17 protein-coding genes are annotated in these 22,608 nt (G+C 69.1%); 11 read left to right on the forward strand and 6 right to left on the reverse strand.

The features are described from left to right. The first annotated feature begins 141 nt into the window (after positions 1-141). Both BJQ95_RS18105 and BJQ95_RS18110 read left to right on the forward strand, forming a co-directional pair. On the forward strand, positions 142-1,533 hold the full coding sequence (locus BJQ95_RS18105) for a DUF6421 family protein (RefSeq protein WP_130179405.1): 1,392 nt from the start codon (positions 142-144) through the stop codon (positions 1,531-1,533). Further along, a complete protein-coding gene (locus BJQ95_RS18110) occupies positions 1,526-2,203 on the forward strand; it encodes an SDR family NAD(P)-dependent oxidoreductase (protein WP_130179406.1) in 678 nt (225 codons plus the stop codon). The genes BJQ95_RS18105 and BJQ95_RS18110 overlap by 8 nt, the downstream gene beginning before the upstream one ends. A gap of 182 nt (positions 2,204-2,385) precedes the next feature. On the opposite strand, the gene BJQ95_RS18115 is transcribed toward BJQ95_RS18110, so the two are convergent. Next, on the reverse strand, positions 2,386-4,920 hold the full coding sequence (locus BJQ95_RS18115) for an MMPL family transporter (RefSeq protein ID WP_130179407.1): 2,535 nt from the start codon (positions 4,918-4,920) through the stop codon (positions 2,386-2,388). 96 nt (positions 4,921-5,016) lie between these two features. Next, positions 5,017-5,670 (reverse strand): TetR/AcrR family transcriptional regulator, encoded by a 654-nt coding sequence (locus BJQ95_RS18120; RefSeq protein ID WP_240694972.1) that lies wholly within the window; start codon positions 5,668-5,670, stop codon positions 5,017-5,019. Between the two features lie 125 nt (positions 5,671-5,795). On the opposite strand from BJQ95_RS18120, the gene BJQ95_RS18125 reads away from it, so the two are divergent. From BJQ95_RS18125 to BJQ95_RS18165, 9 genes are all read left to right on the forward strand, one after another. Continuing rightward, the gene (locus BJQ95_RS18125; RefSeq protein ID WP_130179408.1) at positions 5,796-7,178 is read left to right on the forward strand and encodes a sensor histidine kinase; all 1,383 of its coding nucleotides are present in this window, start codon (positions 5,796-5,798) and stop codon (positions 7,176-7,178) included. Next, the gene (locus tag BJQ95_RS18130; protein ID WP_130179409.1) at positions 7,175-7,894 is read left to right on the forward strand and encodes a response regulator transcription factor; all 720 of its coding nucleotides are present in this window, start codon (positions 7,175-7,177) and stop codon (positions 7,892-7,894) included. Before BJQ95_RS18125 ends, BJQ95_RS18130 begins: the two co-directional genes overlap by 4 nt. A 131-nt stretch (positions 7,895-8,025) precedes the next feature. Beyond that, entirely contained in the window at positions 8,026-9,537 is a 1,512-nt protein-coding gene (locus BJQ95_RS18135; RefSeq protein WP_256041458.1) for an HNH endonuclease signature motif containing protein, read from the forward strand. 112 nt (positions 9,538-9,649) lie between these two features. After that, the gene (locus BJQ95_RS18140) at positions 9,650-10,156 is read left to right on the forward strand and encodes a universal stress protein (RefSeq protein ID WP_130179363.1); all 507 of its coding nucleotides are present in this window, start codon (positions 9,650-9,652) and stop codon (positions 10,154-10,156) included. A 124-nt stretch (positions 10,157-10,280) separates the two neighbouring features. Next, complete coding sequence (locus tag BJQ95_RS18145) at positions 10,281-11,165, forward strand: ABC transporter ATP-binding protein (RefSeq protein ID WP_130179364.1); 885 nt, start codon at positions 10,281-10,283, stop codon at positions 11,163-11,165. After that, on the forward strand, positions 11,162-12,304 hold the full coding sequence (locus tag BJQ95_RS18150; protein WP_130179365.1) for an ABC transporter permease: 1,143 nt from the start codon (positions 11,162-11,164) through the stop codon (positions 12,302-12,304). Before BJQ95_RS18145 ends, BJQ95_RS18150 begins: the two co-directional genes overlap by 4 nt. A gap of 112 nt (positions 12,305-12,416) precedes the next feature. Then, positions 12,417-13,487, forward strand: a complete 1,071-nt coding sequence (locus tag BJQ95_RS18155; protein WP_130179366.1) for a low specificity L-threonine aldolase — start codon at positions 12,417-12,419, stop codon at positions 13,485-13,487. Continuing rightward, on the forward strand, positions 13,484-15,178 hold the full coding sequence (locus BJQ95_RS18160; protein WP_130179367.1) for a long-chain-fatty-acid--CoA ligase: 1,695 nt from the start codon (positions 13,484-13,486) through the stop codon (positions 15,176-15,178). The genes BJQ95_RS18155 and BJQ95_RS18160 overlap by 4 nt, the downstream gene beginning before the upstream one ends. 123 nt (positions 15,179-15,301) lie before the next feature. Beyond that, positions 15,302-15,877: a nitroreductase family protein gene (locus tag BJQ95_RS18165; RefSeq protein ID WP_130179368.1), complete on the forward strand. Its 576-nt coding sequence runs from the start codon at positions 15,302-15,304 to the stop codon at positions 15,875-15,877. Positions 15,878-15,947: 70 nt separating this feature from the next. Here the strand turns inward: BJQ95_RS18165 and BJQ95_RS18170 are convergent, their stop codons facing one another. The 4 genes from BJQ95_RS18170 to BJQ95_RS18185 all read right to left on the reverse strand — a co-directional run bounded on the left by BJQ95_RS18170 (position 15,948) and on the right by BJQ95_RS18185 (position 22,551). After that, on the reverse strand, positions 15,948-16,997 hold the full coding sequence (locus BJQ95_RS18170; RefSeq protein ID WP_130179369.1) for a zinc-dependent alcohol dehydrogenase family protein: 1,050 nt from the start codon (positions 16,995-16,997) through the stop codon (positions 15,948-15,950). A 244-nt stretch (positions 16,998-17,241) separates the two neighbouring features. Further along, positions 17,242-18,927, reverse strand: coding sequence for a cell wall metabolism sensor histidine kinase WalK (locus BJQ95_RS18175; protein WP_240694968.1), 1,686 nt, complete (start codon positions 18,925-18,927; stop codon positions 17,242-17,244). A gap of 118 nt (positions 18,928-19,045) precedes the next feature. Next, positions 19,046-21,208 (reverse strand): ATP-dependent Clp protease ATP-binding subunit, encoded by a 2,163-nt coding sequence (locus tag BJQ95_RS18180; protein ID WP_130179371.1) that lies wholly within the window; start codon positions 21,206-21,208, stop codon positions 19,046-19,048. A gap of 428 nt (positions 21,209-21,636) precedes the next feature. Further along, a complete protein-coding gene (locus BJQ95_RS18185) occupies positions 21,637-22,551 on the reverse strand; it encodes a VOC family protein (protein WP_130179372.1) in 915 nt (304 codons plus the stop codon). Positions 22,552-22,608: the final 57 nt, after the last annotated feature.

Below are 22,608 nucleotides of genomic sequence, written 5' to 3' on the forward strand. Positions count from 1 at the left end.
AAGACGGCGATTCACTGCGGCGGCCCGCATGAAAACGCCGTCAGCCCCCGGTTACTCTGGTGTCGGCGCACACCGGCATCAACCCACGCGGTGCGCCGACGCACGTCGCGCCCGCGGCACTCACGAGGACGGGAGGTTCCCATGTCGAATTACATTGCAAACGCACTGGTCGGTGAGCCCGAGGTTCTCGAGGACACCCGCACCGCAGATCTCGTGCACTCGCCAGCCTGGCTGCGGCTGAAGACCGCCGCCACCGCCCTCCAATCGGTGCAGGCGCAGGACGGCTCGATCCCCGAGCCCGGCGCTCACCGGGTTGCCCGCGCTTCCGTCGCCGAGATCACCTCGGCGATCACCGAGCTCGCCGGAGTTTTCCCGCATGACGCCGACTACCTGGCCGCCGTGGTGGTCGACTTCGACCGCTGGGCGTCCGAGAGCTTCGGCGTGCCCGACTTCTACGACTCGCTGATGGCCTTCCAACCGCAGCAAAAGCGGGCGAACGGCATCCGACACCTCGTGGTGTTCCCGATGTACACGCAGAACGGCAGCACCAACCGACTCGTCGAGGCGGTGCTGATCGAGGTGATCTGGCCGGAGTTCGTGGCCGAACTGGAACTGGAGTACACGAACACGTTGTTTGTGCCCATCCGGTTCCTCGACTTCACGGCCGGTTACGACACCAACTCGGCTGTGCTGTTCCCCGAGACCGTCGCGATGCGGCAGATCCCCACCTTCACCTGGGGTGCGATCTTCGCCGACCGGGAGGCCGCGAGGTTCCGCCGGGTGGTGCGGGCCGCCGCCGAGATCACCAGGCTCGAGCTGCCCGCCGACGCCGCGGCGCTGCTGGACGATCAGCACCTCACCGAAGAGACCTTCGTGATGTGGGACCTCATCCACGACCGCACCCACATGCGAGGTGACCTGCCGTTCGACCCGTTCATGATCAAGCAGCGGATGCCGTTCTTCCTCTACTCGCTCGAGGAGCTGCGCTGCGACCTCACCGCGTTCCGCGAATCGGTGAAGATCGAACGCGACGACGCCGCCAGCCCCGAGGCGCGCCGGCACGCCAAGCTCGTGCAGTACGCGGTGATCTTCGACCGGATCTTCAGGTTCGCCATCACCGGCACGAGGGTGCGGAACTACGACGGCCTGGGCGGCCAGCTGCTGTTCGCCTGGCTGCACCAGCACCACGTGCTGCACTGGACCGACACGGCACTCTCCTTGGACTGGGACGCGGTGCCCGACGTGGTGATCGCGCTCGGCGCCCAGATCGACGAACTGTACTGGGAGTCGATCGACCGGCCGAAGAAGGCGCACTGGCTGGCGGCGTACGAGATGCTCACGAAGACCCTCACGCCCAACCCGGCGTCGACCTGGGCGCGCGGGCTGCCGCTGGAGGTGCTCGCCGGGCCGCCGAAGGGCTACACCGACCTCGTCCTCGATGACGAGTTCCCGCTCTCGATGTTCTTCGAGGCGCTCGACAAGAAGATGAAGCCGGTCATCGAGTCGACCGTGGGCATCACCGCGGATGCCTGATCCCGTGAACGATGCGCGCGCCGTCGCCGGACACGCCGTGCTTGTCGCCGGGGCCACCAGCGCTGCCGGGGTGGCCGTCGCGGCCGCCCTGGCCGGCGCCGGCGCCCGGGTGCTTGCCGTGGGTTCCGACGCCGGTCGCCTGGAGCGGGTGCGCACGGTGGCGCCGGACGCATCCGTGTATGTGTGCGACCTGGCCGATTTCACCGCCGTGACGGCCCTGGCCGCCACGGCGCACGCCGAGCACGGCCCGATCGACGCTCTTGTGCACCTGGTCGGCGGCTGGCGCGGCGGCGGCGGACTCGACGGCCAGTCCGACGAGGACTGGGACTTCCTGCACCGGCGGGTGCTGCAGACGCTGCGGAACACCACCCGGGCGTTCAACGCTGACCTGCTGGCGTCCCTCGCCGGCCGGTTGGCGATCGTGTCGTCGGTGTCGGTGACGGCCCCCACTCCCGGCGGCGCGAACTATGCCAGCGCCAAGGCCGCCGCCGAGACCTGGACCAGGGCGGTGGGGCACGGTTTCGCCAAGTCCGGCGACACCGCCGCCGCAGTGATCTTCGCGGTGCGCGCCCTCGAGGGCCTCGAATCCCGGCTTGCCGCCGAGGTCGTGTCCCTCTGGGACTCCCCCGCCGCGGAGCTCAACAACACCCGCCGCATCCTCACCGCCTAGGCTCACCGCCCAGGCTCGCCGCCCAGGCTCGCCGCCCAGGCTCGCCGCCCACGGATGCCCACGGCGCGATGCGCGGGCAAGGCGCCGGTAGGCGGGTGGCACGCCACCCGCCTACCGGCGCCTGCCCCGCGCGACGGCATCGGGCTGCCCGAACCCGGCACCGGCGGTGCGCGGCCGGGCAGTCAGCGCCGCGGAGCCGCCACGGTCTCACGCTCGGGCTCGGCCACCGGGTGCACCGGGTGCGTGCGCTCAAGCGACGCCCCCTCCACATCCACGTTGGGCAGAATGCGGTCCAGCCACTTCGGCAGCCACCACGCCGCGTCACCGAGCAGGTGCATCACGGCGGGGATGATGAGCAACCGAACGACGAACGCATCCAGCAGCACGCCGATGGCCAGGCCGAAGCCGATCGACTGGATCATCACCGAGTTCGAGAACACGAAGCCGGAGAAGACCGACGCCATGATCAGCGCTGCCGCGATCACCACGGTGCGCCCGGCGTGGAAACCACGCTGCACAGCCAGCCGCGCCGGTGCGCCGTGCGCGTACGCTTCGCGCATCCCGCTGACCAGGAACAGCTGGTAGTCCATGGCCAGCCCGAACAGCACACCGACCACCAGGATCGGCAGGAAGCTCAGGATGGGCCCGGGATCGTGGATGCCGAACAGGAAGCCGAGCCAGCCCCACTGGAAGACCGCCGTGATGGCGCCGAAGGACGCGAACAGCGACAGCACGAAGCCCAGCGTGGCGGTGACCGGTACCAGGATCGAGCGGAAGACGAAGATCAGGATGATCAACGAGAGCCCCACAACCACGAGCAGGTACAGCGGCAACGCGTCGGCGAGCTTTTCGCTCACATCGATGTTGCCGGATGCGTTGCCGGCGACGCCGAGGGAGCTGACGCCGTCGATGTCGAGGCCGCGCAGGTCGCGCACGAGTTGCTCGGTCGACTCGCTGGTCGGCCCCTCCTTGGGGATGACCTGGAAGGCCAGCAGCAGGTCGTCATCCGACGCGCCGATCGGTGCGACCGCGACGACGTCGTTCTCCGCCTTGAGCGCGGTTCCGATGCGCACCTGTTCGGCGATGAGGTCGTCGTCGGTGATGGCAGCGTCAAGGTCGGCGACCACGAGCAGCGGGCCGTTGATACCAGCGCCGAACTTGTCGTCGACGAGCTTGTAGGCCCGGTACGCGCTGGAGTCGAGCGGCTCGGACGAACCGGCGGGCAGGCCCAGACGCATCGACAGCGCCGGGATCGCCACGATCAGCAGCACGACGATGCCCGCGATCACGGTGACGACCGCGCGCACAGTGTTCATCGGCTTGTCGGGGGCCACGACCTTCGCGTGTGGGGTGCCGATGTGCGCGCGGGCCTTCTTGGTGAGGATCTTCGTGCCGACCAGGCCCAGCAACGCCGGCGTCAGGGTGATCGCAATGAGTATCGCCACGAAGACGCAGACGGCGCCGACGGTGCCCATCAGCCCGAGGAACGGGATGCCGGTGAGGTTGAGGGCGAGCAGCGCGATGAGCACGGTGGCGCCGGCGAACACCACGGCGTTGCCGGAGGTGCCGTTGGCCAGGCCGATCGACTCCTGCATCTGCACCCCGTTTCGCAGCTGGGTGCGGTGCCGGTTGAGAATGAACAACGAGTAGTCGATCCCGACCGCCAGGCCGAGCATCACGCCAAGGACCGGAGTGACCGAGAGCATCTCCACGGAGCCGGACAGGGCGAGCGACGCGAGCACACCGACGCCGACGCCGATGAGCGCGTTGATCAGCGGGAGACCCGCACCGATCAGGGTGCCGAGCATGACGAACAGCACGACGGCGGCGATGATCACGCCACCGATCTCGCCCGGGCCGAGGATCTCGGGAATGCTGGCCGCGATGTCGTTGGAGACCTCGGCGGTGACGTTGTCGATGCCGGCGTTGTCCATCTCCTCGACGATCGCCTCCTTCGACTCGGCCGGCACCTGGTTGAGCGAGGTGTCGAACTGCAGGCTCGCGACGGCGGTCGTCTCGTCCACCGAGACCTGGCGGATGCCTGCGGCCAGGTCGAGCAGGTCGGAGCCCTGTTCGAGGGCGGTACTCTGGGCCTCGAGTTCGGTGCGGCTCGCATCCAGCGTGGCCTGCTGCTCGGCGATCGCCGCGGCACCCGCGGCGAGCTGGGCCCGCTGCTCCTCGAGTGCCGGCTGGGCGGCGGCGAGCTGTCCGGCGGCCTCCGCCTGGCTGCGAGCGGCGTCGAGCTGCGCCTGGCCGGCCGTGAGCTGCGCCGTGGCCGCATCGATCTGCGCTTGCCCGGCGTCGATCTGGGCGGTGCCGTCGGTGATCTGTGCGCGGCCGTCCACGATCTTCTGGGCCTGGTCGTCGATCTGCGCCTGGGTGTCGAAGGGGTTCGTGCTCGACTTCACGTTGTCGAGCCCGACGGTGTCGGTGAGCAGGTCGCCGATCGCGGTCTTCTGCTCGGCCGTGAACGCCGAGTCGTCGGTGGTGGTGAAGACGACGGTCCCCCGACCGCCGCTTGCGGCGGGGAACTTCTCGGCGAGCTCGTCACTGACGGCCTGGGTGGCGGTGCCCGGGATACTGACAGAGGAGGTGAGCGTGCCGCCGAACAGCGCGAACGCACCGCCGGCGAGGCCGAGAATGACCACCCAGGCGACGATGATCAGCCAGGCTCGGCGAGCGGAGAACCGGCCGAGTCGGTACAGGAGGGATGCCATAGTCCTAGAGGTTCTTTCTTGAGGTCGGGTTACTGACGGTGTCTCGCATCGCGTCATCGGGAAGAGAGCTGGTGGTGGAGCGGGGAAACGACGCGGTCAGGCCGCGGTGTAGCCGGCACGGACCGAGGTGATGAGGCGGTCGAGCAGGTCGTCCCACACGGCCCGTGAGCGCTCGTCGAGCGTCCCCTGGGTGCGGGCGATCCAGTGGCCGGACACCACGGCGACACCGTTCATCAGCGAGCTGACCAGGATCGCCACCTCGAACTCGTCGATCGCGGTGTTGCGCTCGGCGATTTCGGTGGACAGCTGCTCGGTCGCCCGGGTGAAGACATCGCCCAGGGCGTGCGGCGAGCGTGCGATCTCGCAATCGGCGTCGAGCACCTCCCAGAGGTAGGCGACCACGGTGGGCAGGTCCATGGCCCGCACGGCGGCGGTGATCTCGTTGAAGAGGGCAACGAGGCTGCCGTCTCCCGCGGGGGACGCCTGCGTCGCCGCCCGGAATTCGTCGACGACGGCGCTGAGCAACCGTGTGCAGGTGGTCATGATCACGTCATCCAGCGAGCCGAAGTGGTTGAACACCGTGCGCCTGGAGACATCCGCTCGCTCGGCAAGTTCATCAACACTGAACTGCGGCTTGCCGCGCTCGCGAATGAGCGCGTCAGCGGCATCCAGAATCGCCTCGCGGTGACGAGCCTTGAGCTCGGCGCGGCGATCGGGGGCAAGGTTCGGGGCAAGGTTCACGGTTGTCACGTGATTACACTAAGTGCAACGACGCACGACGTGCAAGCGAAATGGTCCGGAATTCGTGCGGCCCTTCGTCCCGGATCCACCGCTGGGCTGAGGCGCCCGTTCGGGTGCGGCGCTAGCGTGGTGACATGAGTACCGACGTCCGCACCTCCAGGTCCGCCGACCCGCTGGCCGACGGCTGGCTCCGGCCGCGCGGCCCCCGCTCCGGCTACCGGGCGGATGCCTGGGTGGCGGTGGCGCTGGCCGGCGGCACCGCGCTCAGCCTCACCCTCACCCGCAGCGCCGGCATCATGGACGACTCGCCCGCGTGGCTCGCTGTTTTGTGGGTGGCACTGATCGCCCTGCCGCTGGCGGCACGGCGGCGCTTCCCCGAAATCGTGGCGCTGTCGGTTGCGGTCGTTTTCGGTGTCTTCGGCTCGATCGGCCTTACGGATGCCCTCTTCTCGAGCATCTGCCTCTACGTGGCGATCTACTCGGTGGGGGCGTGGAGCCACCACCGAGCGGTGGCCAGGTGGACCCGGCTGGGCATCATCGCGGGCATGTTCATCTGGCTGTTCTGGAGCCTGATCGAACAGGCCAACCAGGCCACCACCATTCCCGAGATGTCCAGGGAGGGATTCTTCTCGCCCTACGCCGCCTTCGGTCTGCTCCAGGTGCTGCTCAACCTGGTCTACTTCTGGGCCGCGTTCTACTTCGGCGATGCCGCGTGGAATGCCGCCCGGCGCTCCGCGGCGCTCGAGGCCCGCACCCAAGAACTCGCCGCGGAACGCGAACGCACCGCCATGCAGGCCGTGACCCTGGAGCGGTTGCGCATTGCCAGGGAACTGCACGATGTGGTCGCCCACCACGTATCGGTGATGGGCGTGCAGGCCGGCGCGGCACGACGCATCCTGAGCCGTGACCCGGTCGGCGCCGGCCGAGCGATCGGGGTGATCGAAGTGAGCGCCCGCACCGCTGTGGAGGAGCTGCGAACGATGCTCGGCGCCCTCCGCGCCGACGACGCAGACTGCGACGCCGCCCGGCCCACCCATCAGAGCACCAGCACCCGCGGGGTCGACCAGCTGGCCGAGCTGGCCCGGGAGAACACCGACGCCGGCCTGAACGTGCGGCATCAGGTGATCGGCGACCCGCGCGAGGTGCCCGGCACCATCGGCCTGAGCCTGTACCGTATCGCGCAGGAGGCCCTCACCAACACCCGCAAGCACGCCGGAGCCGGCGCGACAGCCGACCTGCGGCTGCGTTACGAAACGGATGCCGTGGAAGTGGAGATCACCGACACCGGCCGGGGAGCGCACGCGCGATCCGTGCCGGCCGGGGCCGGGGCCGGGGCAGCCGGCGGGCTCGGCCACCAGGGCATGCGCGAGCGCGTCGCCGCGGTCGGCGGCACTCTCGTCCTGGCCAACCGGCCGCGCGGCGGATACCTGGTGCGCGCCCGGGTGCCGCTCGCCGGCGCCTCCGCGCCGAGCACACCCGACGGGCTTCTGCCGATGACCGAGCAGGCTGCCGAATGAGCGCGCTGATCCGGGTGCTCCTCGTCGACGATCAGGCTCTGGTGCGTGCCGGGTTCCGCATCATCCTGGAGTCCGAGCCGGGCATCGTGGTCGTCGGCGAGGCCGCGGACGGGGCCGCCGCGATCAGCCAGGCCGCCGCCCTGCAACCCGACGTGGTCTGCATGGATGTGCAGATGCCGGGCATGGACGGTCTCACCGCCACCCGCACGATCGTCGCGGACCCGGCCAGCCGCGCCGCAGTGCTGGTGCTCACCACCTTCGACCGGGAGGACTACCTGTTCTCCGCCCTGCAGCACGGTGCCAGCGGGTTCCTCCTCAAGAACGCCACCCCCGAGGCGCTCGTAGAGGCCGTGCAGGTGCTCGCCCGCGGTGATGCGTTGCTCTCGCCCGAGATCACCCGGCGGGTCATCGAACGCTTCGCCCGCGGCGCGCTGCCGTCGTCTGCGCCAACCGGTGCGCCGGATGGCGCGCGGGCGCTCCTGCCGGAGCCCGCCGAGGTGGGCGAGCTCACCGACCGGGAGCGGGAAGTCTTCGAGCTGATCGCCCTGGGCCTCGCCAACGCCGAGATCGCCGCGCGGCTGTACCTCGGTGAAGCCACGGTGAAGACGCACGTGTCGAAGGTGTTGCAGAAACTCGGACTGCGCGACCGCATCCAGGCCGTTGTGTACGCGTACGAACACGGCATCGTCGTGCCGGGGGCGGCGCAGCAGCGCTGACCACGATTGTGATGGCGCTTGGCGCACGGTTGTCAGGGCGCGCCCCTCCTCCACAGGCGAGTCTCCAAGTACCTTTCCACAGCTTTCTTTCCGGGCCGGGGAGTGTCGGTGGTGGGTGATTCACTGTCCCTATGGCCACCTCAGATGCCACACCGAAAGAGCCCCGGGGCGTCGCTCTCGACCCGACGGTCGACCCGGTTGCGGCGGCGATCAACGCGGTGATCGACCCGCTGATCGCCAACGAGAAGGTCATCGCTGCCGGCTACGCGGAACGCACCCGGCTGCTGGCCGAGCTGGACCGGCTCGGCCACGACCCGCGGATCATCGCGGGCCTGTGCGGAGACCCGGTCGAGTCCGGCCGGAACGACCCCGACACCGGCGCTCACGGCCCGGCCTGGGACGACGAGGAACTGGCCCGCCGGTGCATGGCCGCCGAGGCTGCGGGGGCGTTGCGGTTGAAGGCGAGCACGGCGGGGATGATGGTGTTCAACGCCGTCCGCCTCACCGACCAGCTGCCCCAGTTCCACCAGGCGCTTCGCCGGGGCAGTATCACCTGGGGTCACGCGGTGAAGATGCTCGATCTCACCGACGGGGTGCCCGAAGAGATCCTGCCCGCGTTCGAAGCGAAGGTGCTGCCCGCAGCGGAGAAACTCACCTCCACCCAGTTCGTCCGGGTCGCCGGCCGAATCCTGGAGCGGATGCACCCGGTGCCCTTGCAGACCCGCGCCGACGCCGGCTTCATCACACGCCGGGTGGTGTTGCGGCCCGACGCCGACGGAATGGCGTGGCTGAACGCCTACCTCAAAGCCGAAGACGCCCAGGCGATCTACGACCGGCTCAGCCGCATCGCCGCCACCCTCGACACCGACGCGAGCGCCGAGGCCTCGACACCCGGCGCAGACCCGGCCGGCACCGGCGAGCCCCGCACCAAGGATCAGCGCCGCGCGGACGCGTACCGCGACCTGCTCCGCGACGGCGTCGGACCCGCCGGGCTCGGCCACGGCATCCGCGGCACCGTGCACGTCACCGTGCCCGCACTGACCCTGCTGGGCCGCAGCGACGAACCCGCCATCCTCGAGGGCTACGGCCCGATCGACCCCGAGGCCGCCCGCCGGATCGCCGGCACCGCGACCAGCTGGAGTCGCATCCTCACCCACCCCGAAACCGGCTGCCGACTCAGCATGGGCCGCGAGCAATACGCCCCACCGGCGGACATGCGCCGCTACCTCGACGCCCGCGACCGAACCTGCCAAGGCATCGGCTGCACCCGCCGCGCCACGCTCAGCGAAATCGACCACACCCGGCCCTGGAACACCGGCGGACCCACCGACGTGGATAACCTCGTGAAACTTTGTAAATCATGCCACCGCCTCAAACACCAGTCCAGCTTCACCACCAACCAAGGCCCCGGCGGCGCCCTCACCTGGACCACCCCCGCCGGCAGAAAATACGCCTCCGCCCCCGCCAACACCGACCCGGCCACCTACGACCCAGCCACCTACGACCAAGCCACCCTCTGCACCGCCGCCAACGACCCGGCCACCCTGAACCCCACCGCCCACGACAGCCCGCCACCCAAGCCGATCAACTCAGCGCCCTCCGCACCGCAGCAAGGCAGCACCGACACCCCTCCCCCGTTCTGACCGATCCTGTCGACGATTCGTCGGCGTTCCCAGCAGGTATCCCGGTTAGGGTCGGAGGAAGAGCCCGGCACCTGGGAACGGCGCCGGAGCCCTCCGTCGCAAAGGAGCAGCCATGGTGCGCACACCCCCGCCAGTCGTCGTCGGTGTCACGCCAGGTCAGCCTGATGCCGTGGTCCTGGCCGCATCGGAATTCGCCGCCCAGTTCGACGCCGAGCTCATCTGCGCATCGGTGGATCCCAGCCGCTACAGGCTGGAAGAACGGCCCGACGGCAGCATGACCAGCGCGTCGTTCGACCCGGACGCCCTCGAAACGGCCGAGGCCGAGTTCGATCCCGGCCTGCGGGCGCAAATCGAACGCGTCCTGCACGGCAGACCCGTGGTCTGGTCCACCAGAGCCCTCGCCGGCGAACCCGCCAAGGCCCTCGGGAACCTCGCCCGCACAGTGCGCGCCCTCATGATCATCGTCGGCTCCCGCGAACCGTCCGTGCGGCACACCCTGCGCACGTTCTTCATCGGGTCAGTGGCCGTGCGCCTGGCCCACGGGCAACAACGACCGGTGGTCATCATCCCGCTCAACCCGATGCCTTTCGGAACCGAATTACCCTGGAACGAGGAGTAGACCGGCGGATGCCTCACTCGGTGGCTGCCTCACCCTCTGGGCGGAGGCATCCGCTCACCCCGCAGGCGGATGCGGCACCGGCGCCGCATGCCTAGCGTGGACATTACGCACAGAAGGGGCAGACATGCTCGAGATCAGGGACATCAACAAGCACTACGGCACCCATCAGGTACTCACCAACGTGAGCTTCAACGTGGGTGCCGGCCGCATGACCGGTTTCGTCGGGGCCAACGGCGCCGGCAAGACCACCTCGATGCGGATCATTCTGGGCGTGCTCTCGCCCGGCTCCGGCAGCGTGCTGCTCGACGGCAGCCCGCTCAGCGACGGCGATCGCCGCCGGTTCGGGTATATGCCGGAGGAACGGGGCCTCTACCCCAAGATGAAGGTCGCCGAACAGCTGGTCTACCTGGCCCGACTGCACGGCCTGACCACCAGCGCCGCCAAGCGCAACGCGAACGAGCTGCTCGAGCGCCTCGGCCTGGGCGAGCGCGCCAACGACCTCGTCGAGGCGCTGTCGCTGGGCAACCAGCAGCGCGCTCAGATCGCGGCGGCGCTCGTGCACGACCCCGAATTCCTGGTGCTCGACGAACCGTTCTCCGGCCTTGACCCCATCGCCGTCGAGGTCGTGCTCACGGTTCTCAAAGAGCGCGCCGCCGCCGGCGCCCCCGTGCTGTTCTCCTCGCACCAGCTCGACCTGGTCGAACGGCTCTGCGACGACCTCGTGATCATCGCCGCCGGCGAAATCCGCGCCAATGGGTCCCGCGAGCGTCTGCGCGACCAGTTCAGCACCCCCAGGTTCGAGATCCACACGGATGCCGACGCCGGCTGGATCCGCGGCATGACCGGCATCACCGTGATCGACTTCGACGGCGGCGAGGCCGTCTTCGAAGCCGAGTCCGACGCCGCCAGCCAGCTGGTTCTCCGCGAGGCCCTCACCCGCGGCGCCGTGCATTCCTTCGGCCACCTCAGGCCCTCACTCGCCACCATCTTCAAGGAGGTCGTGCAATGAGCACCGAAACAACGCCGGGCACTCACACCGGGTCCCCGCCCGCCTCGACCAGGGCCGCCCACACCGCGCCCAACTTCTGGGCCAGCGTCTGGCTGGTCGCCACCCGGGAGATCGTCTCGCGCCTGCGCAGCAAGGCGTTTCTCATCTCTACCGGCATACTGCTGCTGATTGCGGTCGGCTCCGTCGTCGCCGGCGGCCTGATGAGCGCCAACCCGTCCACAACCCAGGTCGCCGTGGTCGGGTCGGCCGGCTCCGTCGTCGGCGAGTCCGCCGGTCTCACCATGGTCTCCGCCGACAACGTCGCGGCCGCCGAAGAGCTCGTGCGCGACGGCACCGTCGAAGCCGCCGTGGTTCCCAGCGACTCGCTGCTCGGCGTCAGTGTGATCGCCCTGGACTCGCCGCCGAGCGCGGTCATGAACGCGCTCAGCGTCGCCCCCACCGTCGAGCTGCTCGAGCCGGCCGAACAGGGCGGATTCCTCGTCTACATCGTGGCGCTCGGATTCGGCCTGGTGTTCTTCATGTCGGCACTCACCTTCGGTTCCACCATTGCGCAGAGCGTCGTCGAGGAGAAGCAGACCCGGGTAGTGGAGATTCTGATGTCCGCCATTCCGGTGCGTGCCCTCCTGGCTGGCAAGGTGGTGGGCAACTCCATCATGGCGCTGGGCCAAATCGTTGCTATCACACTCCTGGTGGGCATCGGCATGGCCGTCACCGGTCAACGGGTTCTGCTGGCCGATCTGGGGCCGGCGATCGGGTGGTTCGCGGTGTTCTTCGCCTTCGGCTTCGTGATGATCGCGGCCCTGTTCGCCGCGACGGCGTCGATGGTGTCCCGTCAGGAAGACGTCGGCTCCACCACGGCACCCGTGACCTACCTGGTGATGATCCCCTACTTCCTGGTGGTTTTCTTCAACGACAACCCGGTTGTGATGGCCATCATGTCCTACGTGCCGTTCTCGGCTCCGGTGGGCATGCCGGTGCGCGTCTTCCTGGGCTCGGCCGAGTGGTGGGAGCCGGTGCTGGCCCTGGTCATCCTCGCGGTGACCACCGCCGGGGTGATCGTTCTCGGCTCGCGCATCTACCGCAACTCGCTGCTGAGAATGGGCGGCCGCGTCACCATCAAGCAGGCCTTGCGCGGCTGATCGACCCGCGCGAGCGGATCCGGTCCTGACCCGGGGTGCCCACACACTATCCGTGCGGCATCCCGGGGCAGACGCACAGATTCGCTACAGCGGTTTACGCCAAGATGGAGGGGTGACCTCCCTCCATGACCTGCTTTCCCGCGGCTTCGCATCCGACAACTACTCCGGCATTCACCCGGAGATCCTCGACGCCATCGTGCGAGCCAATGGCGCCCACCAGATCGCCTACGGCGACGACGTCTACACCGCGGAACTGCAGCGGGTTTTCGCGCGGCACTTCGGTGAGGGGGTTCAGGCGTACCCGGTGTTCAACGGCACCGGCGCCAACGTCACCGGCCTGCAATCGATGTTGCCGCGCTGGGGAGCGGTGGTCTGCGCGAGCACCGCGCACATCAACACCGATGAGGGCGGCGCCCCAGAGCGGGTCGGCGGGCTCAAGCTGCTGCCGGTCGAGACCCCCGACGGTAAGCTCACCCCGGCCCTGATCGACCAGGAGGCCTGGGGGTGGGGCGACGAGCACCGCGCCCAGCCGCTGGTCGTGTCGATCACCCAGACCACCGAGCTGGGCACCCTGTACACCCCGGCCGAGGTGCGCGCCATCGCCGACCACGCGCACGCCAAGGGCATGCTGCTGCACATGGACGGCGCCCGCATCTCCAACGCCGCAGCCGCCCTGGGAGTACCGTTCCGCGAGTTCACCAGCGACGCCGGCGTCGACATGCTCAGCTTCGGCGGCACCAAGAACGGCATGATGCTGGGTGAGTGCATCGTGGTACTGAACCCCGACGCATCCACCGGCCTGAAGTACCTGCGCAAGATCAACATGCAACTCTCGTCGAAGATGCGGTTCATTTCGGCGCAGCTGATCGCCCTGCTCGACGGCGACCTGTGGCTGCGCAACGCCGATCACGCCAACGCCATGGCCGCGCGTCTGCGCGGCGCACTCGAAGAGGGCTTGGCGGATGGTTCGGTGACCGGACTCTCGTTCAGCCAGCCCACCCAGGCCAACGCCATCTTCGCCGTGCTGCCCGCCGGCGTCGCCGACAAGGTGCGCGAGTTCTACAGGTTCTACGACTGGAACCCGGCCACCGGCGAGGTGCGCTGGATGTGCGGCTTCGACACGACCACCGACGACGTCGACGACTTCGTCGCCGCCCTGAAGAAGGAACTGGTCAGCGCATGAACGTCTTCACGACCAAGCCCTGGTTGAGCTCCTACGCCGCTGGCGTGCCCAACACCATCGCGGACCCGACCGAGACCCTCGTCGACATGATCGAGGGCTCCACCCGTCGGTTCGGCGCCTTGGTGGCGTTGGACTTCTTCGGCGGCACCATGACCTACGGCCAGCTGGGCGAGGAGATCTCCCGGGTGGCCAACGGCCTGCGCCGCCTGGGCGTCAAGCCCGGTGACCGGGTCGCCCTGGTGCTGCCGAACTGCCCGCAGCACATCGTGGCGTTCTACGCGGTGCTGCGCCTCGGCGCGATCGTCGTGGAGCACAACCCGCTGTACACCGAACGGGAACTCCGCCACCAGTTCGAAGACCACGGCGCGAGCGTCGCCATCGTCTGGGACAAGGTCTACTCCATGGTGCGTGACTTCCCGCGCGATATGGGCCTGCACACTGTCGTTGCCGTCGACGTCACCCGGTCGATGCCGTTAGCCACCCGGTTGGCGCTGCGGCTGCCGATCTCCAAGTCCCGCACCGCCAGGGCCGCCCTCACCGTGGCCCAGCCGCTCAAGGAAGCCATCGAGTGGAGCGCCCTGGTGGGCTCCCGCCGGCTGCGCACCGCGCATCCGCGCCCGCTGCTCGGCGACACCGCGGTGCTGCAGTACACCAGCGGCACCACCGGCTCGCCCAAGGGAGCCATCCTCACCCACTTCAACCTGCAGGCCAACGCCCAGCAGAGCGAGGCCTGGGTGCCCGGCCTCGAGCGCGGCAATGAGGTGTTCTACGGCGTCCTGCCGATGTTCCACGCCTACGGCCTCACCCTCTGCCTCACCGTCGCAATGTCGATCGGTGCCCGCCTGGTGCTGTTCCCCAAGTTCGACGAGGGCCTGGTGCTCAACGCCGTCAAGCGCACCCCACCCACGTTCCTGCCCGCGGTCCCGCCCATCTACGACAGGCTCGTCACCGCCGCCGCCAGGAAGAACATCAGCCTGCGCGGCACCAAATACGCCATCTCCGGGGCGATGAGCCTGCCCCTGACCACCGTTGAGCTGTGGGAGAGGGCCACCGGGGGCCTGCTCGTGGAGGGCTACGGTATGACCGAATGCTCCCCCATCGCGGTGGGCAACCCGATGGGCCCGAGCCGCCGACCCGGCACCGTGGGGGTGCCGTTCCCCAGCACCGAGATCCGGGTGGTCGACCCGGCGGACCCGTCGGTCGACCGAGGCTTCGACGAGGAGGGCGAACTGCTCATCCGCGGACCGCAGGTCTTCTCCGGTTACTGGGATCGCCCCACCGAGACCGCCCAGACACTGCTCCCGGACGGCTGGCTGCGCACCGGCGACATCGTCACGGTGTCGCCGGATGGCTTCGTCACCATCGTGGACCGCATCAAGGAACTGATCATCACCGGCGGGTTCAACGTGTCGCCGTCGGAGGTGGAGGCGGCCCTGCTGTCGCACCCCGACGTGGCCGATGCCGCCGTTGTCGGCCTCAAGAGTGAGCACGGCGGCGAGGATGTCGTGGCCGCTGTGGTGCTCATCGCCGGCGCCACCCTGGACGTGGCCGGGCTCCGGGAGTACTGCCGCACCCGCATCTCCGCGTACAAGGTGCCCCGCAAGATCGTCGAGGTCGACGACCTGCCCCGCTCGCTGATCGGCAAGGTCTTGCGCCGCAAAGTGCGCGACAACCTCGAACCGGCCGTCTGAGCAGCACCCCCGCCTCAAATATGTGGATGCATGGAATATCTCGGCGCGCTCTGCGTTGACCCGACTGGGACGATGATGCCCCGCCCCGATATCGGAATCACGCACGAGAGAAAGCCGGGCATCATGACCCTCATCACAGACACCCACAGCCGCGCCGCCGACACCACGGCACCGATCCTGCCGGCGATGGCCGAGCGTTGGAGCCCCCGCGGCTTCGATCCGACCGCCGTCATCGACGAGGACACTCTCACCACCGTGCTCGAGGCCGCCCGCTGGGCTCCGTCCGGCAACAACAACCAGCCGGCCCGCTTCATCGTGGCCCGACGCGGTTCGGAGAGCTTCCGCAAGATCCACTCCAACCTGATGGGCTTCAACCAGGCCTGGGCCGACAAGGCGTCGGTGCTGATCCTCAACATCGCCGAGGGTGACAACCCCTGGGCCCAGTACGACCTGGGCCAGGCCGTCGCGCACCTCACCATCCAAGCGCAGCACGAGGGCCTCGCCACCCACCAGCTCGGCGGCATCGACCGCAAGGCCCTGGCCGACGCGTTCCGCCTCAAGGCCAACCAGGATGCCGTCACCGTGACCGTGCTCGGTGTGCTCGGCGATGCCGCCGACCTCACCCCGGAGCTGCTCGAGCGCGAGATCGCCCCGCGCACCCGCAAGCCGCTCACCGAGGTCCTGCTCGTCAACGACTGAGCATCCCAGGTGTCGCACAAACGCCCCCTCGCTTCGAGCGAGGGGGCGTTCGTCATGTGAGGGGTGCGGGCTACGGGCGCAGCAGCACCTTGATGGCGCGGCGTTCGTCCATGGCGGCGTACGCTTCGGCCACCTCGGTGAGAGGCAGCTGCAGGTCGAACACCCGGCCGGGGTTGATCGCCCCGCTGAGCACCTCGGGCAGCAGCTCCTCCACATAGGCGCGCACGGAGGCGACGCCGCCGTTGACGCCGACGTTCCGGCCGAACAGGGCCTTGATCGGCAGTTCGGCGCCGCCGTTCGGCACGCCGACGTAGCCGACCATGCCGCCGGGGCGAGCCGAGCGGATCGCCTGGTCCATCGACTCCTCGGTGCCGACGCACTCGAGCACGCAGTCCGCGCCGACGCCGTCGAACATCTCGTGGATGCGCTCAACGCCCGCATCGCCGCGCTCCTCCACGATGTCGGTGGCGCCGAACTCGCGGGCCACGGCCTGCCGGTCCGCGTGCCTGGACATGGCCACGATGCGGGAGGCGCCGAGCCGCTTGGCGGCGATGATCGCGCAGAGGCCCACGGCCCCGTCGCCGACCACCACGACGGTGCTGCCGGTGGTGACGCCGGCCGAGACGGCGGCGTGGTGGCCGGTTCCCATCACATCGGCCAGAGTGAGGAGGCCCGGAACCTGGGCATCCGTGGGCTGCACAGGGGTGGCGACGAGGGAGCCGTCGGCGTGCGGAACCCGCACGCGCTCGCCCTGGGCGCCGTCGGCGAAGCCGCCGAGGCTGTCGTCGGAGCCCCACCAGCCGCCGTTCAGGCAGGAGGTGCTGACGCCGTTCTGACAGTTGACGCAGGTGTTGTCGCAGTCGTAGAACGGGGCGATGACGAAGTCGCCCACCTTGATGGTCTGCACGTCGGGGCCGATTTCGTCGACGATGCCGACGAACTCGTGGCCGATCCGGTGCGGTTCGTCGGTGGGGGTCACGCCGCGGTAGGGCCAGAGGTCTGAGCCGCAGACGCAGGCCGCGACGACCCGCACGATGGCGTCACCGCCGGTGGAGAGGACGGGGTTGGGTACTTCATCGAGTCGGATATCCCGCTCGCCGTAAATTACTGTTGCACGCATCCCAAAAGCCTACGCCGTTCCTCCGACTGTGAGCGTTGCCCCCAAAATTCGCGGGACCTCGCCGTGCTCACAGCCCAGCGGCACCCCGGCGTGGTGGGCACCACGTCACCCCGCTGGTGCAGGAACACGGCCGGCAGCCACGCCGCCCGGTGACGGATGTGCGGGCCCAGCCGCCCGACGTCAGCAAAAAAGGACAAAGTCACTTCACAAGGACGTTTTCGGGGATCCCCTCCTTTTTTGCGCACTATTTCCTGTTTTGCGCGGGCCGACATCCCCATGGCGACGTGGACCGGGCGCTGACCTCGTCGCGAACGCGCAGGGGCAGCCGCACCGTCACCGTGGTGCCCTCACCCAGCGCGCTGGTGAGCTCGACGGTGCCGGAATGCGCCTTCACGAAGGACCGCACGATGCCCAGGCCCAGGCCCATCCCCGGGATGGCCAGTTCGGTGGAGTTGCGGGCGCGGAAGAACCTGTCGAAGACCTGACGTTGATCTTCGGCGCTGAGTCCGATGCCGTCGTCGGAGACCCGCAGCACCGCATCCGTACCATCGTGGTCGACGCTGAGGGTGACCGTGCCCTGCTCACGGGAGAACTTGATGGCGTTGGCGAGCAGGTTGTCGATGACCTGTTCGATCGCGACCGGGTCGATGTCGGCGCGCACGACCGCGTCGTCGCAGGCGCTGATGGTGATGCCGGCGGCCTGCGCGCGCGGCCGGGCGGTGTCCAGGCTCGCGCGCAGAATCTGGCCGAGGTCGGAGTCCACCCGGCGGATCGGCGGCTGGCCGTCGGTGGCGCTGAGCAGTTGGGCGATCACCGACAGGAGGCGCTCGGCGTTGCGCTCGATCACGCGGATCTCCATGGTGATGCCGAGCTCCTCGGCGTCGATCAGGCCGAGGTAGCCGATGATCGAGGTCAGCGGGGTGCGCAGCTCGTGCGACACCGTGGCCAGGAAGTCGTCCCGCACCGCGATGGCCTCCACCAGCGGGGTGACGTCGGTGGCCACCACGACGGTGCCCAGCGGATACCCGGACTCCCGTTCGACCACGCGGGACGAGGCGATGATGGCGCTCTGGTCGTCATCGCCGCCGACCCAGTACACCCGCCCGGCGACGAGGTCGCCGCGCATGGCCCTCGCGGCGATCTGATCGTCCAGGGCGACCAGGGTGGTGCGGTCCACGTCGAACACGAGCGACGCATCCCGGCCGTACGAGCCTGTGGCCGAGTCGGTGCGCACGGCCAGCGCGCGGGCGGCCGCGTTGCTGAGGATCACCTCGCCCTGCGGGTTGTACAGCTCGATGCCGGCATCCACGGTCTCCATCACCGCTTCGAAGGTGGCCTGCCGGTCGGTGCTCTCCAGCAGCGCCGCGCGGAGCTCGGCGGACACCATTACCAGTTCGCGTTGCTGCGCGCGCAGGGCGTTGGCGGCGACGCGGGCGGTGATGGCGATGAATCCGGTGAAGATGGGCAGCAACAGCACCGAGCCCCAGCCGACGGCGTCGGCGGGCCAGGCGCCGGCCTGAACCAGCGGGAAGGCGCTCACGAAGAGCGCGCCGATCAGGGCCAGGCCGAGCGCCCACCAGGCGAAGCCGTAGGCCAGCCAGAGCACGGGCAGCACGATGAGCATCCCCACGGCGGGGAAGATGTCGCGCACCCCGTCACGAAGGAACGCGACCACCACGACGTCGAGCAGCGGAACGACGACCAGCCACTGGTGCCCGTGCTGTCGCCAAGGCACGAACATGCCCACCAGGGTGGCGACGACAGCCAGGCCGAGACCCACCTGGAAGCCGGTCTCGAATAGAGTGTCCGGCGCCCCGGCGAGCACGAAGCCCAGCAGCACCGACACCCCGGCCAGGAACGGTATCTGGGAGTACGGGAACTCCCGGATACTCCGCGGACGGACCGGCGCGGGTCCCTCGCGTAGCTGCATCACTCGACGATCCTCACGTTCTGTGAGGCGTCACAGGCTCAGTTGCCGGCCCTCCCCTGAATTCAAGCAGGTCCGCACCACAATGGCCCCCATTGCGGGCACCTGTCGCACCATGGGGTCAGGCGTGCCCGATGGGGGTGGCCGAGACGGTCAGCGTGTCGCCGTGCTCGTCGAGGTCCACCAGAACCGTTTCGCCGTCACGGATGGTGCCGCCGAGCAGCGCCGTGGCCAATTTGTCGTCGATCTCGGTCTGCATCAGCCGCCGCAACGGCCGGGCCCCGTAGATCGGGTCGTAGCCGCGCTCGGCGAGCCAGGCGCGGGCATCCGGGGTCACCGCCAGTTCGAGCCGGCGTTCGCCCAGGCGGCGTTGCAGCCGGTCCACGTAGAGCTCCACAATCTGCGCGAGGTCGTCGGTGGAGAGCGCGGAGAACACCACGATGTCGTCGAGCCGGTTGACGAACTCGGGTTTGAACGCCTGTCGCACCATCAGCTGCACGGCCTGCTCCTTCTCCTCCCAGCTGAGGGTGGGGTCGACCAGGTACTGCGAGCCGAGGTTGGAGGTGAGCACCAGGATGGTGTTGCGGAAGTCGACCGTGCGGCCCTGGCCGTCGGTGAGCCGGCCGTCGTCGAGCACCTGCAGCAGCACGTCGAACACCTCGGGGTGCGCCTTCTCCACCTCGTCGAAGAGGATCACCGAATAGGGCCGGCGGCGCACGGCCTCGGTGAGCTGGCCGCCCTGCTCGTAGCCGATGTAGCCGGGAGGCGCGCCGACGAGGCGGGAGACGGAGAATTTCTCGCCGTACTCGCTCATGTCGATGCGCACCATGGCCTTCTCGTCGTCGAAGAGGAACTCGGCCAGCGCCTTGGCCAGCTCGGTCTTGCCCACGCCCGTGGGGCCGAGGAACAGGAACGAGCCGGTGGGCCGGTCGGGGTCGGAGATGCCCGCGCGCGAGCGGCGCACGGCGTCGGCCACGGCACGCACGGCCCGCTTCTGGCCGATCAGACGGTGGCCGAGCTCCCTCTCGAGGCCCAGCAGCTTCTCGGTCTCCCCCTGCAGCAGCCGGCCTACCGGGATGCCGGTCCACGCGGCCACGACGGCGGCGATGTCCTCGGCGGTGACCTGGTCGTTCACCATCCGGGGGCCCTCCTGCTCGGTCTGCTCGGCCTCGGCGAGTTCCCGTTCGATCACGGGGATGTCGCCGTAGAGCAGCCGGGAGGCCTTCTCCAGGTCGCCGCGTCGCTCGGCCACCTCGGCCTGGCTGCGGGCGCTGTCCAGGCGCTTGCGCAGGTCGCCGACCCGGTTCAGCGAGGACCGTTCCTTGTCCCAGCGGGCCTGCAGCTCACCGAGTTTCTCCTGGCGTTCGGAGAGGTCGGCGCGAAGTTTCTCCAGCCGCGCCTTGGAGGCGTCGTCCTTCTCCTTCTTCAGGGCCAGTTCCTCGAGCTTGAGCCGGTCCACGCTGCGGCGCAGCTCGTCGATCTCCACCGGTGAGGAGTCGATCTCCATCCGCAGCCGGCTGGCGGCCTCGTCGATGAGGTCGATGGCCTTGTCGGGCAGTTGCCGGGCGGTGATGTACCGGTTCGACAGCGCGGCGGCGGCCACGAGCGCGGCATCCGCGATGGAGACCTTGTGGTGCGCCTCGTAGCGCTCCTTGAGCCCACGGAGGATGGCGACGGTGTCCTCGACGCTGGGTTCGTCCACGAGCACGGGCTGGAAGCGGCGCTCGAGCGCGGCATCCTTCTCGATGAACTCGCGGTACTCGTTGAGGGTGGTGGCGCCGATCAGGCGCAGCTCGCCGCGGGCGAGCATGGGCTTGAGCATGTTGGATGCGGCGACGGACCCTTCGCCGCCGCCGGCGCCCATCAGGGTGTGCAGTTCGTCGACGAAGGTGATGATCTGGCCGTCGGCGTCGTTGATCTCCTTGAGCACGGCCTTGAGGCGCTCCTCGAACTCGCCGCGGTACTTGGCGCCGGCCACGAGGGCGGCCAGGTCGAGTGCCACGAGTTGCTTGTCCTTGAGTGAGTCGGCCACGTCGCCGGCCACGATGCGCTGGGCCAGACCCTCCACCACGGCGGTCTTGCCCACGCCGGGTTCGCCGATGAGCACCGGGTTGTTCTTGGTGCGGCGGGTGAGCACCTGGCTGATCCGGCGGATCTCGGCGTCACGCCCGATCACGGGGTCGAGTTTGCCGCTCTTGGCGATCTCGGTGAGGTTCACGCCGTACTGTTCCAGCGCGGTCTTCTGCTTCTCGTCGGTTCCGGGGGCGCCCTGCATGTTGGCCATGTACACACATCCTTCGCGATACTTGAGTGGACTCGACTCAAGTTTAGACCGCGGGCGGCGGATGCGCTACCGCGGCCGCCTGCCCGCAGCCGCGTCGATCCCCGCTCCGGGCTGCCTATGCGATCCCCCACGTGGTTTATGGGAGAAAGTGACTTCACTAGGACGGGATCGGCCCGAGCGTCCTCTTTTCCGACCGATCTCCTGACACACGTGAGTCGCTGACCAGCGCTCCCCCGCTGGCGTGGAGAGCGAGGAAGTCCCGCACGTCGCCGGCCTCGGCCGCGTCAATGCCGTGGGCGAGTCCCTGGTAGACCCGTTCGACCCGGCTGGAGTGCTCCCGCAGGTACGCCGTCGTCCGTGCAATCGCGGATTCGCGCCCGTGGCGTCGGCGGCCCAGGTGGGCGAGCGGATGTCGGCGAGCAGGGCGCTCATCGGGCGATCAGTTCGTCGGTGGAGAGGTCGGGCAGCGAGACGGTGACCTGGGTGCCCCACGGATCGGCGACCGAGACCGAGCGCCCGTCACCGGCGAACGGAATCGACCGGGCCGTCAGGCGCGCGGTGAGGGCCTGCAGGTCCGCGGCCGCGGGCACGGTGACGGCCACGTCGCCGAGGCCGAGGCTCGCCGCGCGGGGGCCGGAACCGCGGCTGTTCCAGGTGTTCATGGCGATGTGGTGGTGGTAGCCGCCGGCCGAGGCGAAGAGCGCGCCAGGGTAGCCGCCCTGGGTGGCCGCGAATCCGAGTGCGTCGACGTAGAACGCGCGAGCGGTCGGGATGTCACCAACCTGGAGGTGCACGTGCCCGACCACGCCGGGAAGGGCAGCGCCGGCATCCAGCAGCACCCGGTCGAGGTGGCTCTGCAGGTAGGCATTGGGATCGAGGTACTCCGTGGCCATCCGGATCTGCTCACCGTCGTGGATCCAAGTGCTGCGGTCACGGTCGGTGTACAGCTCGACGCCGTTGCCCTCCGGGTCGGTGAAGTAGAACGCCTCGCTCACGAGGTGGTCGCTGGAGCCGATGAAGTGGCTGCGCGGGTCCTGCGCGGCGCGGTAGACCGTGGCCGCGAGGCTACCGGGAGTCTCGAAGAGGAACGCGGTGTGGAACAGGCCGGCCTGGCGCGGGTCGACGCCGGGCAGGTCGGGGGTGTGAATCAGCCGCACGAGCGGTGTATTGCCGCGGCCGAGCACGCGGTGCACCTCACGGGCGCGGCTCTGCTCCTCGAGCGGCTCCATCGCGAACGCGCCGGAGTAATAGTCCGACATGGCCTCGAGGTCTCCGACCCGCAGCGTCACGGCGCCCATCGACGTGTCGGCATTGAGGATCTGCTCGTTCAGGTCGACGCTCATGGCTTGGCTCCCGGTCGTGATGGCTGGTCCATTGCTTGCATCTACAACTATACAGCA

Origin of the sequence: Cryobacterium sp. SO1 (genome assembly GCF_004210215.2) — a bacterium.
In the GTDB taxonomy this organism is placed as follows: Bacteria; Actinomycetota; Actinomycetes; order Actinomycetales; family Microbacteriaceae; genus Cryobacterium.